Source organism: Mesorhizobium sp. NPDC059025 (assembly GCF_042739655.1).
Taxonomy (GTDB): domain Bacteria; phylum Pseudomonadota; class Alphaproteobacteria; order Rhizobiales; family Rhizobiaceae; genus Mesorhizobium.
Map to the genome: position 1 here is coordinate 312,667 of NZ_JBHYIM010000007.1, position 14,415 is coordinate 327,081.

General features: G+C 59.0%; 14 protein-coding genes. 6 read left to right on the forward strand and 8 right to left on the reverse strand.

Going from position 1 to position 14,415, the window contains the following annotated elements; all coding sequences use genetic code 11:
• Positions 1–8 precede the first annotated feature (8 nt).
• The 3 genes from ACFWYE_RS19085 to ACFWYE_RS19095 all read left to right on the forward strand — a co-directional run bounded on the left by ACFWYE_RS19085 (position 9) and on the right by ACFWYE_RS19095 (position 2,862).
• Positions 9–1,133: a PLP-dependent aminotransferase family protein gene (locus ACFWYE_RS19085; protein ID WP_379113506.1), complete on the forward strand. Its 1,125-nt coding sequence runs from the start codon at positions 9–11 to the stop codon at positions 1,131–1,133.
• A 61-nt stretch (positions 1,134–1,194) separates the two neighbouring features.
• On the forward strand, positions 1,195–1,980 hold the full coding sequence (locus ACFWYE_RS19090) for a hypothetical protein (RefSeq protein WP_379113508.1): 786 nt from the start codon (positions 1,195–1,197) through the stop codon (positions 1,978–1,980).
• A 45-nt stretch (positions 1,981–2,025) separates the two neighbouring features.
• Positions 2,026–2,862, forward strand: coding sequence for a class I SAM-dependent methyltransferase (locus tag ACFWYE_RS19095; protein ID WP_379113509.1), 837 nt, complete (start codon positions 2,026–2,028; stop codon positions 2,860–2,862).
• A gap of 14 nt (positions 2,863–2,876) precedes the next feature.
• Here ACFWYE_RS19095 and ACFWYE_RS19100 read toward each other — a convergent pair whose 3' ends face one another.
• The 7 genes from ACFWYE_RS19100 to ACFWYE_RS19130 all read right to left on the reverse strand — a co-directional run bounded on the left by ACFWYE_RS19100 (position 2,877) and on the right by ACFWYE_RS19130 (position 10,801).
• Positions 2,877–3,995: a PLP-dependent aminotransferase family protein gene (locus tag ACFWYE_RS19100; protein WP_379113511.1), complete on the reverse strand. Its 1,119-nt coding sequence runs from the start codon at positions 3,993–3,995 to the stop codon at positions 2,877–2,879.
• Positions 3,996–4,048: 53 nt separating this feature from the next.
• Positions 4,049–5,266, reverse strand: coding sequence for an ABC transporter substrate-binding protein (locus ACFWYE_RS19105; RefSeq protein WP_379113513.1), 1,218 nt, complete (start codon positions 5,264–5,266; stop codon positions 4,049–4,051).
• Between the two features lie 134 nt (positions 5,267–5,400).
• Entirely contained in the window at positions 5,401–6,333 is a 933-nt protein-coding gene (locus ACFWYE_RS19110) for a TauD/TfdA dioxygenase family protein (protein ID WP_379113515.1), read from the reverse strand.
• A gap of 31 nt (positions 6,334–6,364) precedes the next feature.
• Positions 6,365–7,192: a carbohydrate ABC transporter permease gene (locus ACFWYE_RS19115; protein WP_379113517.1), complete on the reverse strand. Its 828-nt coding sequence runs from the start codon at positions 7,190–7,192 to the stop codon at positions 6,365–6,367.
• Positions 7,189–8,118 carry a carbohydrate ABC transporter permease gene (locus tag ACFWYE_RS19120; RefSeq protein ID WP_379113518.1) on the reverse strand — a complete coding sequence of 310 codons (930 nt, stop codon included), beginning with the start codon at positions 8,116–8,118 and terminating at the stop codon, positions 7,189–7,191. The genes ACFWYE_RS19115 and ACFWYE_RS19120 overlap by 4 nt, the downstream gene beginning before the upstream one ends.
• Positions 8,118–9,278, reverse strand: coding sequence for an ABC transporter ATP-binding protein (locus tag ACFWYE_RS19125; RefSeq protein WP_379113520.1), 1,161 nt, complete (start codon positions 9,276–9,278; stop codon positions 8,118–8,120). The genes ACFWYE_RS19120 and ACFWYE_RS19125 overlap by 1 nt, the downstream gene beginning before the upstream one ends.
• Positions 9,278–10,801 (reverse strand): alkaline phosphatase family protein, encoded by a 1,524-nt coding sequence (locus ACFWYE_RS19130; protein WP_379113522.1) that lies wholly within the window; start codon positions 10,799–10,801, stop codon positions 9,278–9,280. Before ACFWYE_RS19130 ends, ACFWYE_RS19125 begins: the two co-directional genes overlap by 1 nt.
• 127 nt (positions 10,802–10,928) lie before the next feature.
• Here ACFWYE_RS19130 and ACFWYE_RS19135 point away from each other — a divergent pair, with 127 nt between their 5' ends.
• The 3 genes from ACFWYE_RS19135 to ACFWYE_RS19145 all read left to right on the forward strand — a co-directional run bounded on the left by ACFWYE_RS19135 (position 10,929) and on the right by ACFWYE_RS19145 (position 14,029).
• The gene (locus ACFWYE_RS19135) at positions 10,929–11,852 is read left to right on the forward strand and encodes a LysR family transcriptional regulator (RefSeq protein ID WP_379113524.1); all 924 of its coding nucleotides are present in this window, start codon (positions 10,929–10,931) and stop codon (positions 11,850–11,852) included.
• A 94-nt stretch (positions 11,853–11,946) separates the two neighbouring features.
• Positions 11,947–13,146 carry a pyridoxal phosphate-dependent aminotransferase gene (locus tag ACFWYE_RS19140; RefSeq protein ID WP_379113526.1) on the forward strand — a complete coding sequence of 400 codons (1,200 nt, stop codon included), beginning with the start codon at positions 11,947–11,949 and terminating at the stop codon, positions 13,144–13,146.
• A gap of 10 nt (positions 13,147–13,156) precedes the next feature.
• Complete coding sequence (locus tag ACFWYE_RS19145) at positions 13,157–14,029, forward strand: isocitrate lyase/phosphoenolpyruvate mutase family protein (protein WP_379113528.1); 873 nt, start codon at positions 13,157–13,159, stop codon at positions 14,027–14,029.
• On the opposite strand, the gene ACFWYE_RS19150 is transcribed toward ACFWYE_RS19145, so the two are convergent.
• Positions 14,026–14,394 carry a Rid family hydrolase gene (locus ACFWYE_RS19150; protein ID WP_379113530.1) on the reverse strand — a complete coding sequence of 123 codons (369 nt, stop codon included), beginning with the start codon at positions 14,392–14,394 and terminating at the stop codon, positions 14,026–14,028. The genes ACFWYE_RS19145 and ACFWYE_RS19150 overlap by 4 nt on opposite strands.
• Positions 14,395–14,415: the final 21 nt, after the last annotated feature.

Consider the following 14,415-nt stretch of genomic DNA (forward strand, 5'->3'; position numbering starts at 1 on the left):
CCACGCACATGCAAACATCGATTAAGCATGAACCGCAAACGGCAATCGACCCCATTAGCCTTATCCGCAGCACGCCACCCACGCCCCCATGGGTCGGCGAAGCGTTGACCAGAGCGTTCGGGGAGATAAGTCGAAGCGCAAAGATCGAAAGTCTCATGCGATATCATACCTTCCGTGGCAGCGAGGAAGATCGGGATATTGCCCGCCGCTGGTTGAGTGAGCGCCTTGGCCCAGCTGTCGACACTGATCGCATCATCATGACCAACGGCACCCAAAGCGCGCTTTTTCTGGCGCTTCGATCGGTCGTCGGCATTGGGCGCCACCTGCTGACCGAGGATATCAGCTATTACGGGCTACGACGTCTGGCGGCATTGCTTGGCATCACGGTCAGCGGCATCGCCATGGACGCTGATGGGGCGCTTCCCGATGCCTTTGAAAAGGCCTGTCGCGACCGCCAGCCCGGTGCCCTCTTCCTGCAGCCAACCCTGCACAATCCGACGTCGATTGTCATGTCGCGAACTCGACGCCTTGAACTTGCCGACGTCGCACGCAAGTACGGCGTTCCGATCATAGAAGATGATGTCTACGGAAGCTTGCCGTCGATTGCGCCAGAGCCAATTGCTTCACTTGCCCCAGACATCTGCTGGTTCGCTACCGGCCCGGCCAAATGCATGGGGCCTGGACTTCGACTGGGTTACCTTGTAGCGCCATCCAGCGCCGACGCAAGCAAGGCCGCGGCGGCCTTCGACACGATCTCAACCTGGCACGCAAACCCGCTATCGGCAGCAATCATGTCGCGCTGGGTGATGGACGGTACGCTTGTTGGCATTCGCGACGCCGTCCGCGCCGAAATCGTTGTCCGGCAAGCGATCGCCCGTGGGTGCCTGTCGGGCTTCCCCCTTGCCACCCACCCTGAGTCCGTCTTCCTCTGGATGGAACTTGCCGCCACAACAAACCAGGATCGTCTTCTGCAGCAGCTTGCCGATGTCGGCGTGATCCTGCGCCCAGGCCATATGTTCTTCGTCGATCCCCGGAAGTCCCACAACAGCATTCGGATCGTGATCGGCAGTCCCGACACACAGGATGAACTGTTCACGGCACTCACCAGATTGGCAGAGACGGTCAGATCGTAAATGGTCAAAGACGATGCAAACGAGCACACCGATTTACATTGTCATGGAGATGGCATGCTTCGTGCTTATCGCCACGCTCCTGCGCATCTCCAGTGCAGAAATATCAATCTATCAGCTTACATTCCTGCGATACGGCTCAAGCTTTCTGTTGCTGTTGCCATTTTCATTTATATTGTGCCCACACATGGAAATCGCCGATGTTAAGCGGCACGCGCCGAGATCCCTTTTAATCTACATTTCAGCGCTCGCCTGGACGTATGCGATACACTCCATAGACGTGGGTTTGGCGCAGGCCCTCCTCTACACAAAGACGATATTGCTTGGAGCCTTAGCGGGCCGGCTCGGATCTGCCGCACCATCCCGCGTCGAGTGGATTTGCATTACCACCGGTGTCGCAGGCGTAATTCTTGCCGTCAGCCCGTCCCTCAACGCGGCGCCAGTGCCGGGCGCCGCCGCCGCGTTGTTGTCCGCCCTGACGGCTTCGGTGATTGCAAGCCAGACCAGGCTCATTGGCGCCTTCCAGGCTCCCGTCATGGCGACCTTGATAACGAGCGCGTTGACATGTGCGTTCGCATTGCCGCTGGCCGCAATCTCATGGCGTCCGCTGAACCTGGATGAGGTAATCCTCGTCTGCGCCATCGGGCTGCTCACGACGATCTCTCAGGCGCTGCTTTTCCGGGTATTCCCAAGATCCGGACTGCCAAGAATTGCGATAATCGACCTGGGAAGGGTTATATTGGCGACGCTTGCAGGAGTAATATTCTTTAACAACGCCGTTACTCCAAGCTACATAATGGGAATTCTGATAATTTCACTAAGTATATTTTCCGCAATCCGGTTTTCCTGACGAAACCCGGTCCAACAGGTCGACAACGTTGGAAGGAGATGTGCCATGAACGTACTGCAGAGCGCCGGTGCAACCCGACAGTCGCAATCCAGCGGCATATTTCGACAGGTTGCCGGCCACTACAGATACCGGCCACGCTATCCGCACGCCCTCATCGCACATGTATCGGACCTCTCGTCGTCCCTCGACCACAGCCTTCCCGCGGTTGACGTCGGCGCAGGAACCGGTCTTTTCACGTTCGCGCTTGCACAGTTTCTGGTTCCACAGCGTCAGGTGGTGGGAGTCGAGCCCAGCTCAGACATGAGAGCAAACGCGGTTGCGGTTTTCCCCGCATCCGGCAGAAACGTAACGTTCGTGGACGGCTCATCCACGCATCTTCCATTTGCCGAAAGCTCGCTGGCCCTGGTCACAGCCGCCTGCGCCTACCATCGGTTCTCGCGCCAGAAATTCCTGAACGAATGCGCAAGGGTTCTCTGCCCACAGGGACTTCTTGCAATTGTTGACTACCAACTGGCGAGTCCACCCGGCTCCGCTGGAGACGAGATATTCTGTCTCCTCGAGAAATTCGCCCCGGCCTTCGTTCGCGGCCACAGAACCAACGAATACGGCCAGTATGAGCGCATTGATATCTCCCGGGAGGTACGTTCCTGCCGGTTATTTTCGGGCGGCCACACAGCATATTGGTGCAATGAGCAGGAGTTTTCGGAAAATGAATTCATAGGGTATGTGAGCACCTTGTCGCCCACGCTGATCGGGATGCGCCGACTGGGACGACCCGCGGTGGAGTCTCTGTTGCGGTCTATATTCTACAGCCATGAAATCGGTGGGCGTGTCGTGATGTCGTTCGACACGGCGGGCGTTTTCTGCGTGAATGGTGCTTGAACATTCGGTGCTGTTCAGGCGTCGGCCGTTTCACGGATGGCGCTCAGTGCCCGTCTGAGTTCCTCTCGTGTTTCCGGGCTCCCCAGGACAATGCGGATCGCGTCGACGGGCCTGTCCTGATGAAAGGCAAACATGGAACCGGGTCGAAGGATGACGCCGGCCTTGGCAGCTGCATCGATGAAAGAATCCTGGTCGTGTTGCACAGGCAGCGTCAGCCAAAGATGCAGGCCGTTCGGGTGGGCCGCGTATCGGCTGCCTGCCAGGATCTCACGCGCAATCTCCTGCCGGGCCGATGCTTCGGCGCGCACGGCGTCGAGAATACGCTTTGCGGTCCCCCCGCTTATCCACTTATCAGCCAACGCCGATGAAAGCGGCGACATATGCCAGGTCGAGGTGACCTGAAAACGCTCGAAGACGGATGCAGCGTGAGCTGTGGAGGGCGCAACGAGATAGCCGGCCTTCAGCCCGGGGGAGACGCATTTGGCCAGGCCAGTCGCAAACCAGCTGATATCGGGTGCCAGTGCCGCGAAAGGCTCAGGTGCGTCGTGCGGCAGTGCGCCATAGACGTCGTCCTCGATGATTGCGACGCCATACTTTCTCGCAACATCGATGATCCCTCTGCGCCGTTCGAGCGACATCACCAGCGTTGTTGGATTGTGGATGGTTGGCGTCAGGAAGAGCGCCTTTGGCGATCGCGTCCGGCAAGCGTGTTCAAACGCGTCCGGCAGCGCGCCGTCCTGATCCATCGCAATGCAGTCGACTTCGACGTTCAGAAAACCGGCGAGCCGACGAAAGCCATAGTAGCTGAATGCCTCGACGAGGACCAAACCACCACTTCCAACAACGGCTGCGAGCGTCAGCATCAGGGCATTCTGTGTGCCGTTGGTCGCAATGATACGACCGATCTCCATCCCCCCGCCCAGGCGATCCGACATCCAGGACGCCCCCACCTCCCGGTCTCGTTCGGTACCCGCGAACCGGTGGTATCTAAGGAGGGTGGACAGGTCATGCGCCTGGGAGATCTCCTGGAGCGCATTTTTGATCTCGTCACCAATCCAGCCCGGCGTCGGCGGAGTTGTACGAATGAGACTGATGGGTTCTGCCACCGAAAAATCTCTTTGATTGATCGTCATTGCAAGCGACCTTCAAGCTGGAGTGACAAGCTTACCGGGCGGCGACAGCAGGCTCACATCAGCCCCTGGACGGCACTTGTTATCTGATCGAGGGCGTCCTTCGGCTCGGTTTCCTGAAACAGGACCTTGCGCATCGCATCTTCGATCACGGGAGTGACTTTTAGGGAATTTTCGCCGGGAAACGAGAACCAACTCGTCATGATCGGCAACTGGCCGACGGCCACCATCAGGTTGGGTTCGCTCTTGTAGTAGTTGCCAAGGAGACCGGGATCCTTGATCGCCAGGGTGTTGACCGGGATATACGACGTTGATTTCGCCATCTGCGTCTGCGCGTCTGGTCCGGTGAAGAACTTGATGAAGTCCCACGCGACCTTCTGCTTTTCAGGGTCTTTCGCATGGATCATGATGGCACTGCCACCAGCCGGCAGGATACCATTCGGCTGCGTCGACGGAAAAGGCGCGACCCGCATTTCGAAATGACCGGCGGCTTGCTTGGTGTAGAGGGTGATGTCCGAGCTGGATGTGACGAAAATGCCGAGCGAGCCGCCGGCGAATGCCTGCTTGGCCTGATCGCGCGTCATGTCCTTCATTCCGGAACGGCCAATCTCCTTCAGGATTTTGAAGGCCCCCAGGCCCTCGGGACCATTGAAAGCCACCTGCTTCTCGTCCGGCGTCACCATCCGGCCGCCCTGGGACTGCACCAGCGCGATGAATGTCCAGTTGGCTGTCGGGGTGTAGTCGAAGAAAATGCCTCCGCTTGGCGCATCGATCTTTTTTGCCAGGTCGGAAATTCCCTGCCACGTTGTCGGCAACTTGTCCGGATCGCCTCCGGCCTTCCTGACGAGGTCGATGTTGAAATAGACGATCGGCACAGACAGCTGGTATGGAATGCCGATTGTGTCTTCGCCTTTTTTGGCCATGCTCATCACGGATTGCGAGTATCCACGGTTCCCCCAATCGTTTTCTTGCGCGAGAAAACCCTGAAGCGGCACAGCCAGGCCACGCTCGGCGAACAACCTCACGAAACTTAGCCCCTGGAACCCGACATCCGGCACATCTCCTGTCAGAGATGAACGCAACATCAACTGCGTCATTTCGGTGTAATTCTTGACGACATCAAGCTTTACCACGGTGCCTTTGTTCTGCTCTTCGAAAAGCTGGACGAGCTTCTCCATCGAGTCCTTGTTCACATAGGCATTGGAGTAAAGAACCCTGAGCGTGGTTTCAGAAAACGCCGGGCTCGCGCCCAGGGTGGCAATGAACAGAGCCAATGCGCACCTAGAGATAGACGGAATCCTCATTTAACTCTCCAAGATGATCGAATATGTTCTTGGGCCGCGCGATGACGCTCCTGATCCAGGCGTGCTCAACCCCATTTGTGATCAGTCTGATCGGCAGCCCCACATCAGCCGGCCGACAGCTTTGAATGTTCATAGGCAGCGATCGGCTTTTCTTCGCCAGCAGCGATATGAACAACGACCCGCTCCTGGCCGCCGTCCCAGCCTTCCCGATTGTGAAGTACCGCCCGATTGTCGAAAATGACAAGATCTCCGGCTTCCAGAGCGATGCTGAATTGTTCGCCACTGCGGAACACTTCGGCCCACAGCCGCTCCATCAGGTTCCGGCTTTCCTCCATTGATTTGCCCTCAATCAGGGCATCGCGGCGCCGCGGCAGATAAAGCAGTGGGCGGCGCGTTTGGGAGTGCAATCGCACCAGCGGATGCGATGTTCCCTCCGCGCGCCTTTCCACGCTCACCGACGGTCCTTCCCAGAAGTCCCAGAGCCCCTGGGAACGGTTGTGGAGGCTGTGGATCGCACGCAAGGGCGCAATCTCCCGGCGCAACTCCGCAGCGAGTGACTCGTACACATGGTATGCACTCATGAAACCCGTTCTGGGCGGGTTCGCCGGCGCCTTCTTGCAATAGAGGATGGAGTAATTCATCGGCGCCGCTTTGAAAGATCCATCCGTATGCCAGATCTGGGCGACGGCGCCCTTGTCACCGATCGGAAGACCATCCGGGCCCACGGCATTGGAAAGGACTTTCAGCTCCGCCGGTCCCGACTGGGTCGACTTGGGTTCTTCATGGTTGTGGCGGTCGTTCTGCAGGGGGCCGAAGAGCTGGGCAAATGCGACAAGCTGGTTGTCGTTCATCTGCATGCTACGGAAGCGCAGGACGAGATACTGGTTCAAGGCGCGCCTGAGGGCTTCGGCAATCCAGCTATTGCTCGGGTCCAAAATGTCATCGGCAGACATGCCTTGCACATCGCCTCCAATCAGTTCCGGTCCGGTCGAGATTTCATATGGCCTTTCAACATCCACTCTCAAAGTGGCCGGCATTGCATTGCTCCCTGGATTTGTGATTTCTGCTTCATTTGATGGCTCCGCCGGTCAGCCCCTCGACAAACCAGCGTTGCGCGGCGAGAAAGGCGACGATGAGAGGGGCGACAACCAATGTCGACGCCGCCATGAGCGGGCCATAGTCGCTGCCCGCCTCTTCATTCTTGAACGTCATTATGCCCAGCGGCGGCGGCATCATTTCTTCGGAACGGACTGCGATGAGCGGCCAGAACAGATCGTTCCAATGGCTGACGACGGAGAAGATGGAAAAGGCGATGATTGCCGGCAGGGCCATCGGCACCATAACGCGCCAGACAATGGCGAACTCCGAAAGTCCATCGAGCCGTGCCGCGTGGACCACATCGTCCGGTATGGTCTTGAAGAACTGCCGCATCAGGAAGATGCCGAACGGCGACACGATGAATGGGAAAATCAGTGCGGCGTAGGTGTTCAAGATGCCGAGTTGGTATCCCATGATGAATTGCGGCAGCGCCAGCACCTGGTGCGGAATCAAAAGGCCAACAAGCACCAACCCGAACAACAGATCGCGCCCCTTGAATTTGAGCTTGGCAAGTGCGTAGGCGGCTGGCGCGCATACCAGAATTTGCAGCAACAGGATGGCCAGGCATACGCCGAGACCATTCAGCATGAACTTGGGCAGCGGAGACGCCGTCAACGCCCGCCCATAATTCTCGACCAGATACCAATGCTGCGGCAGCAGCGAGAAAGAGCCGCGGAAAATCTCGCCCGGCGACTTCACGGACAAGGAGACCATCCAGACGAAGGGTACCGACATGATGGCAGCCGTCATCAGCAAAACAACGTGGCGGACAATCGCGCCGGGCCAATCCATTTTCATGAGTAGTGCACCCGCCTGTCCATGACACGGGCTTGGATGAGCGTAAGCATGATCACGATGATCAGGAAGACGATGGTGACCGCGGCCCCATAGCCAGTGCGCAAATATTCGAAGCTTTCCCGGTAGAGCGTGTAGAGCAGAACCTCGGAAGCGTTGCCCGGCCCGCCCTTGGTCAGGATCTGGACCGTGTCGAATGCCTCGAAGGCGCGCAGCGCGACAACGATGACGACGAACATCGTCACCGGCCCGAGCATGGGCAGCGTTACGGTGCGCAGCCGGTCGAGCCAATTGTCGGCGCCGTCAATGTCGGCAGCGTCATAGAGATCGCGCGGAATGGATTTCAGCCCGGCAAGGAAAAGCACCATGGCAAAGCCAAGGTTCTGCCAGATGGCGATCATGGCGAGAACCGGCAGAACGGTCTTCTCGTCGCGCAGCCAGTTGGCGGTCGGGAGACCGAGTGCCGAAAGCGTCTGATTGACGAGGCCGATCGTGGGATGCAGCAGCGCTTCCCAGGCGATCGCCATGGCGGCCAGCGTTGCCATAAACGGAAGGAAATGGATTGCGCGGTAAAAGGCACGAAGCGATTTTCCGCTTTCGATCAAAAGCGCGATGAACAGCCCCAGAAGAACGGATCCCGGCACCACCATCAATACGTAGAGGATTGTGTTGAGAAGTGACGCTCGAAAGGCCCTGTCGGCGAAAATTTCAGCGAAGTTGCGGGTCCCCACGAAGGACATGGTGCGCGCGCCGAATTGCCAGTCGGTCACCGCAATGACCATCACGGCCACAATCGGAAGGACGAACAGGCACAGCAGCAGAAACGCAGCCGGCCCTGCCAGGCAATAGGCGGACAAAGCCTCGCCTACTGCCGAATGCGGTTTTGGCGCCGGTCGCGTCCCTGGGAACACGTCGATGCTCGCCGTCATCAGGCGATTTCCCTGAGTGGCGTGACATTGGCGGCAGGCAGCACCCGCTCGCCATCCTTGCCGAAAACCAGAAACCGGTCAGTGCGCACGTTGACGTTGACGAGTTGGCCATGGGCAAGATGCGGTGCGCGCTCGGCCAGAAGGCGTGCCACGAGTGGTTCTCCAGTGCCCGAAGCATCGAGGTGCACAAACAGATCGGAGCCCATATGTTCGATCAACCGGATGGTGCCGGCGATCGCCCCCGGCTCGCTGCGGTCGCAAAGATGGAATGCTTCCGGCCGAATTCCCAGCGTCACCGGCGCACCGATCTCAAGATCGACATTGGACGCGAACGTGGCCCCTCCCGCCTCGATATGACCGTGCTGGCGAACCACCCCGTCGAGCATGCTGATCTTCGGACTACCCACGAATTCGGCGACCCGGCGATCGGTCGGATTGGCATAGATCTGCTGGGGCGAAGCCACCTGCAGCAATTCACCGTCGAGCATCACGGCGACCCGGTCCGAAAGCGTCATCGCCTCGGATTGATCATGGGTAACGTAGATGAAGGTGACGCCCAGCCGCCGATGCAATTCCTTGATTTCCGCGCGCATCTGGACACGCAATTTGGCGTCGAGATTGGACAAGGGCTCATCCATCAGGAACACTGCGGGATGGCGCACCATGGCGCGGCCCACCGCCACACGCTGGCGTTGGCCGCCTGAGAGTTGGCCGGGCTTGCGAGCCAAGAGATGACCAATGCCCACGGCACCGGCTGTCTGCCGGACCTCTTCCTCGATTGCCACTTTGGCCCGGGCCGTCCCGGGAAGGGCGCGACCGAGCAATGGCAGACGCTGCAAAAACGACAGCCGCCGCATCGTGAGTGGCAGGCCGATGTTTTCAGCGACCGTCATATGCGGATAGAGCGCATAAGACTGGAACACCATTGCGATGTCGCGCTGCTTTGCGCGAAGGCCGTCGACGACACGCCCGCCGATCGACACACTGCCCCGATCCTGACGCTCGAGGCCGGCCAATATGCGCAAGAGAGTAGATTTGCCGCAGCCCGACGGCCCCAGCAAGGTGAGAAACTCGCCATCCTCGACAGCAAGGCTCAGCTTGCGCAGGACCTGGGTGGTCCCATACGACTTCGAGATGTCAGAGAAAAACACGCCGGACATCACGCAACCTCCATCGCTCTGGTCGCGCTGGCGCCGGTTGCTTCAGCCCATCCCCCATCGATGTAGACCGTCGCCCCTACCTGCGTCCGCTGAATGCGCTGCAGACGATTGCCAGATCGTATTTCGGAAACCTGCGTGACGCTTACCGGCAAGGGTGCAAAAGCCCCTCGCGTGGCAAACACCTCTGAAAGCACACGCCCTGTCATGGTCGCAGGCGGTTTCATATCGAGAGCCTCCAGGATGGTGGGAACGATGTCGCAGATGCCGGATGGCACTTTGGAAACGTGTCCGCCGGCCAAGAACCTTGTTCCCGCGGCAATGCCGACGGATGCGAGTTCCTTCGGGTGTAGTCCGCCATGGACCCCGAGGCCCGGCGCCCGCGCGTTGTCATAGAATGTCCCGCCGACGAGGCCGAAACGGTCCCTGCTGTCGTCTGCGCGAAACGCAAAATAGATATCGGGGGCCCGCTCGTGGTTCGCCATGACAAGGCTGCTGGCGAATGTTCCCGGGACGATCCCTTCGACTTCGTTCCCCGGTGCGGTGAACACTGGTCCTACCCACGAGAACTCGGTCAACGCGCCAACGAGCCTTGTCAGCTGTTTGCTGCCCCGATCGGCAAGGTAGAGTGCGCCGACCTGCCCGGGGACGACAACGACGTCGACGTCCGGCGCTGGCGCGGTTCCTGGATTGAAGCCGGCTTCAGAAAGACAGTCCGCGACGGAGACGCGTGTATGCGCCGTAACGTGGCCATGGTCCGACAGCGCGATGATCTGTACGCCTGCGGCGCGTCCCTCGGCTTCCCACCAGTCCAGAATCCGACCGAATTCGGCGTCGCAATGTTTGATCACCCGGCGGGTTGCGGCGGCACCCGTACCGTTGTGATGCGAACAGGTATCGGGTTCGCCATAAGAAAGAACTGTGACGTCCGGAGTCCGCTCAGGCCACAGATAGTTGAGAAAGATCGTTGTGATCAGGGTTTGCGTATCAATGTCCGGCTCTCCGACTGAGGGGACCGGCGGCAAAGGCCCGAACCGAGCAACCACATCGTCGAGGACGTTCTTGGGCGTGCAGGCTTCGGGGAAGTGGCCCGACAGGCGGATGTGGCCGAAGGCCTCGGCCTTGTGGTGGAAGAGCCGCGTCGTGCCCGGCGTGTTGGTCGCCAGGACCGCCAAGCTTTTACCGGCGCGACCAAGAAGCTCGCCCAGAGTTGGCGCGCTCATCAGCCGGCCTCCGCTTTCCCGATCCAGCCGATCCAGCAGGATCGCGTCGGCGGTATCTATGTAGCGCTGCGGATTGACGCTGCGGTCGACATATTTATTGCCGACCATCCCGTGAACGGCCGCTGTGCTTCCTGTCACCAGACTTGGGAAGGCGGTCCTGGTTTCGCTAGGATAGATGGTTCGCTGAGCTGCCAGGGTTGTGCCGACTTTCTTGAACCGAAAGAGATTCGGCGTCTGTTGTTCGTCGATCAGATCCGGCCGAAGCCCATCAAAGCTGACGATTACGAATTTGGTCTCTGCCATCGATCCGGGCCTTGTTGATAACCCTTGGGCTATCGACCCGCCGTTACGCTCCTGTGACAATCATCGAATAATTCGAACCAAATGCGATCCAATGTGATCGGCCCCCGTTTTCTGAAAGAGACCTGTTTTGCCCGAGGGACAAGAAACGTTGCCGCTCAATTCCGTCCGGGCCTTTACCGTGATTGCGCGCGAGAAAAGCGTGACCAGGGCTGCCGTCGTGCTGGGTGTCGCGCAAAGCGCGGTCAGCAGGCATCTTGCGGTCCTGGAAGACTACCTTGGCTCGAAACTCGTTGAACGGCGGGGGCGTAATTCTGAACTCACCGCGTTCGGGAAGCTCTTCGCCACCGCCGTCAGCGAGCCGCTCGACACGATTTATTTCACAGCGCAGCGCATGAAGCGCAGGCAAACCGACCTGAACCGCATTCTGATCAGAACGTCGCTGCCAACCTTCGCCTCGACGCTTCTCATCCCGAACATCCAGGCCTTTTCAACGGAAGCGGGTGGCGCGGTGGTTGACGTTGTCACCACACTTTCCCAGCCGACATCCGCCGACAATTTCGACGTGCTGATTACGCGCGATCTGGCACTGGCAGAGCCTTCCGACAGATGGGTTCTGCTCAACGAGGACCTGGTTTGTGTCGGATCTCCGCGACAGGTGGCCGGCAAGGAGATCGATATCCTGACGCGCGTTCCGATCGTTTCCATCACCTCTCGTCCCGATGTCCTTCCCACCTGGCTCAGGGGAATGGATATCCGCCAGGACGACATAAAATTGGGGGCTCGATACGACCACCATTATCTCGCACTGCCTGCGATAGCGCATGGGAGAAGCCTGCTGGTGACCCCGGAGGTACTTGTTCGCGATCTGATCAAACAAGGACTGCTGGAAATCGTCAAAGGCACACGCACGCCAAGCGGCATGCAGTACCACGCCCATGCAGTCGACCGCAGCCAGAACCTAGACCTGGCGCGGATGTTCTGCAGGTGGCTGGTACGCCTGTGCCGAGAGGACGCGGCAAAACCCAAATCGCCTGGAATCACATCGAAATAGTCGATGAGTGGCATTCAGTTGCTAGATGGCCCGAGTTGATCGGCAAAAACAAAATGCCACAGACCAACCTTACATGAGGTCGAGGGCATTCGCATTGACATTACTTTCACATCGGCTCCAGGTCGTCCGTCCATCTGAAACGAAGGCGATGACCGCACGCGCAGCGGCTTTGAAAGACAGCGGCGTCAATGTCATTGTCCTCAGCCAGGGCGAGCCCGATTTTCCGACACCGGCAGCAATCTGCAACGCTGGTGTGCGGGCCATTGGCGAAGGACTGACGCGCTATACGGCTGTCGCCGGCATCGCACAGCTGCGCGAGGCAATCTGCGCAAAATTGAAGCGCGATTATGGATTGAACTATGGCGGCGACCAGGTAACCGTCGGCTGCGGCGCCAAGCAGGTCATCTTCAATGCGCTCTATGCCAGCCTCGATGCCGGCGACGAAGCCATCATCCCGACCCCTTGTTGGGTTTCGTATCCGGACATGGTCGCTCTGGCGGGCGGCACGGCGGTGTTGGTACAGTGCGAGCCGGGAAGCGGCTTCAAGCTCAGGCCGGAAATTCTGGCAGCAGCCATCACGAAGCGCACGAAATGGCTGATGTTGAATTCGCCATGCAATCCGACGGGAGCAGTCTATTCGGCAGACGAGCTTGCCGCGTTGGCGCAAGTCTTGCGGGACCACCCGCATGTTCACGTCCTTTCGGACGATATATACGAGAAGCTTGTTTACGACGTTCCTTTCGCCTCAATCCTTACAGTCGCCCCGGACCTTTTCGAGCGGGTTCTGATCGTGAATGGCGTCTCCAAGGCGAGTGCGATGACAGGGTGGCGCGTGGGTTACGCCGCCGGGCCATCGCAACTCATCAAGGCCATGAACACGATCCAGGGACAGATCTCGTCGCACACGAGCTCAATCTCCCAATACGCCGCAGTTGAAGCCATCGGCGGAGATCAGCATCATGTCGCGGATTTCGTCGCCGAGTTCCGAAAGCGGCGCGACTTCGTCATCGGCCTTCTTGCACGCGCACCAGGCTTGAGCTGTTCTCTGCCCGACGGCGCTTTCTATGCCTTTCCGTCATGTGCCGGGCTGATTGGCAAGCGGACACCGCAAGGCAAGGTCATTGCCAACGACATCGATTTCACCGACTACCTTCTCGACCGGTTCGGCGTCGCGGCCGTACCAGGATCGGCCTTCCTGGCACCATCGTTCCTGAGGATCTCATACGCGTCGTCACAGACCGAACTCGATCTGGCCTGCAAACGCATAATCTATGCTTGCGAAGCACTGACGTGAGGAACTCACGATGACCAAGGCGACATATTTGCGCCGTACTATGGCTGAGAAGGGCCTGGTTCACATCATGGCGACCCATAGTCCATTGTCGGCGATTCTTGCCGAGCAGGCCGGGTTCGACGGGCTGTGGGCATCAGGCTTCGAGCTCTCGGCGCTCTATGGCCTTCCCGACATGAGCCTGATCTCGATGACCCAGCATCTCGATATGGTTCGGGCCGTTGCCGGCAGAACCTCCCTGCCGATTGTCGCCGACGTCGACACTGGATACGGCAACGCGATCAACGTCATTCACACGGTTCGGGAGTACGAGCGAGCCGGTGCGAGCGCGATCGTCATTGAAGACAAGTCGTTCCCGAAGGTCACGAGCCTCGCGGTTGACGGCCATCACGATCTGGTTCGTGTGGAAGAATTCCAGGGCAAGATCGAAGCTGCACTGGCGACGCGATCGGATCCTGACTTCCTGGTTATTGCACGCACGGAGGCGCTGATAGCCGGACTTGGTGAGGATGAAGCTCTGTCGCGTGCGCGCGCCTATGAGCAGGCTGGCGCCGACATGATCCTCATCCACTCGAAGAAGAAGGATCCCAGCGAGATCGAGAGCTTCTCAAGAGCCTGGAAAGGCGCGGTTCCCCTAGTCATCGTGCCCAACGCCTACCCGGAACTCAGCGCAGCTCACATACGCGCGCTGGAAAACATCCGCATGATCATCTATGGCAATTACGCGATCCGTGCCGCCGCCACCGCAATGAAGGAAACGTTTTTACGCGTCATAGCGGATGGCGGCGTCCAGCAAGTCCATCGAGACTTGCTGCCAGTGGAAGATGTTTTCCACCTGCAGGGAATGGAAAACGTCCGCTCCGATGAGCGGCGCTACCTGCGTTAGCCTGGCCGCGCCGCGACAACCGAAATCTCAACCAACGTTCCTGCCGACAGCGTGGCTCCGATACACATACGCTGCGGCCAATGTCCGGAATTGTCCCCAACCCAGCTCAGCCACTCGACATCGAAAGCCTTCTTGTCATCAAGGCTTGCCAAAAAGACCGTGACCGAGAGTAGATTCCGGCGGTCGGTCCCCAACTCGCCCAGCACGCGGTCTATTTTTGCGAAAGCGGCCGCGACCTGGCCTTTGAGGTCGAGACGCTTGTCGTCGGAAGTCGCAACCGCCCAAGCGAGATTGCCAAATCCCGAGCCCGAACTCCTGCCTGCAGCAACACCCTTCGATCGATCGATGGTCAGCTCTTTGGTCATTCGATTGCGTCCTGTCTGGCA

What these genes read in the sequence shown, in the direction of transcription:
- ACFWYE_RS19085 (WP_379113506.1), top strand. Translation starts at nt 9, where the DNA reads ATGCAAACATCGATTAAGCATGAACCGCAAACGGCAATCGACCCCATT.
- ACFWYE_RS19095 (WP_379113509.1), top strand. Translation starts at nt 2,026, where the DNA reads ATGAACGTACTGCAGAGCGCCGGTGCAACCCGACAGTCGCAATCCAGC.
- ACFWYE_RS19100 (WP_379113511.1), bottom strand. Translation starts at nt 3,995, where the DNA reads ATGACGATCAATCAAAGAGATTTTTCGGTGGCAGAACCCATCAGTCTC.
- ACFWYE_RS19110 (WP_379113515.1), bottom strand. Translation starts at nt 6,333, where the DNA reads ATGCCGGCCACTTTGAGAGTGGATGTTGAAAGGCCATATGAAATCTCG.
- ACFWYE_RS19115 (WP_379113517.1), bottom strand. Translation starts at nt 7,192, where the DNA reads ATGAAAATGGATTGGCCCGGCGCGATTGTCCGCCACGTTGTTTTGCTG.
- ACFWYE_RS19120 (WP_379113518.1), bottom strand. Translation starts at nt 8,118, where the DNA reads ATGACGGCGAGCATCGACGTGTTCCCAGGGACGCGACCGGCGCCAAAA.
- ACFWYE_RS19125 (WP_379113520.1), bottom strand. Translation starts at nt 9,278, where the DNA reads ATGTCCGGCGTGTTTTTCTCTGACATCTCGAAGTCGTATGGGACCACC.
- ACFWYE_RS19130 (WP_379113522.1), bottom strand. Translation starts at nt 10,801, where the DNA reads ATGGCAGAGACCAAATTCGTAATCGTCAGCTTTGATGGGCTTCGGCCG.
- ACFWYE_RS19145 (WP_379113528.1), top strand. Translation starts at nt 13,157, where the DNA reads ATGACCAAGGCGACATATTTGCGCCGTACTATGGCTGAGAAGGGCCTG.
- ACFWYE_RS19150 (WP_379113530.1), bottom strand. Translation starts at nt 14,394, where the DNA reads ATGACCAAAGAGCTGACCATCGATCGATCGAAGGGTGTTGCTGCAGGC.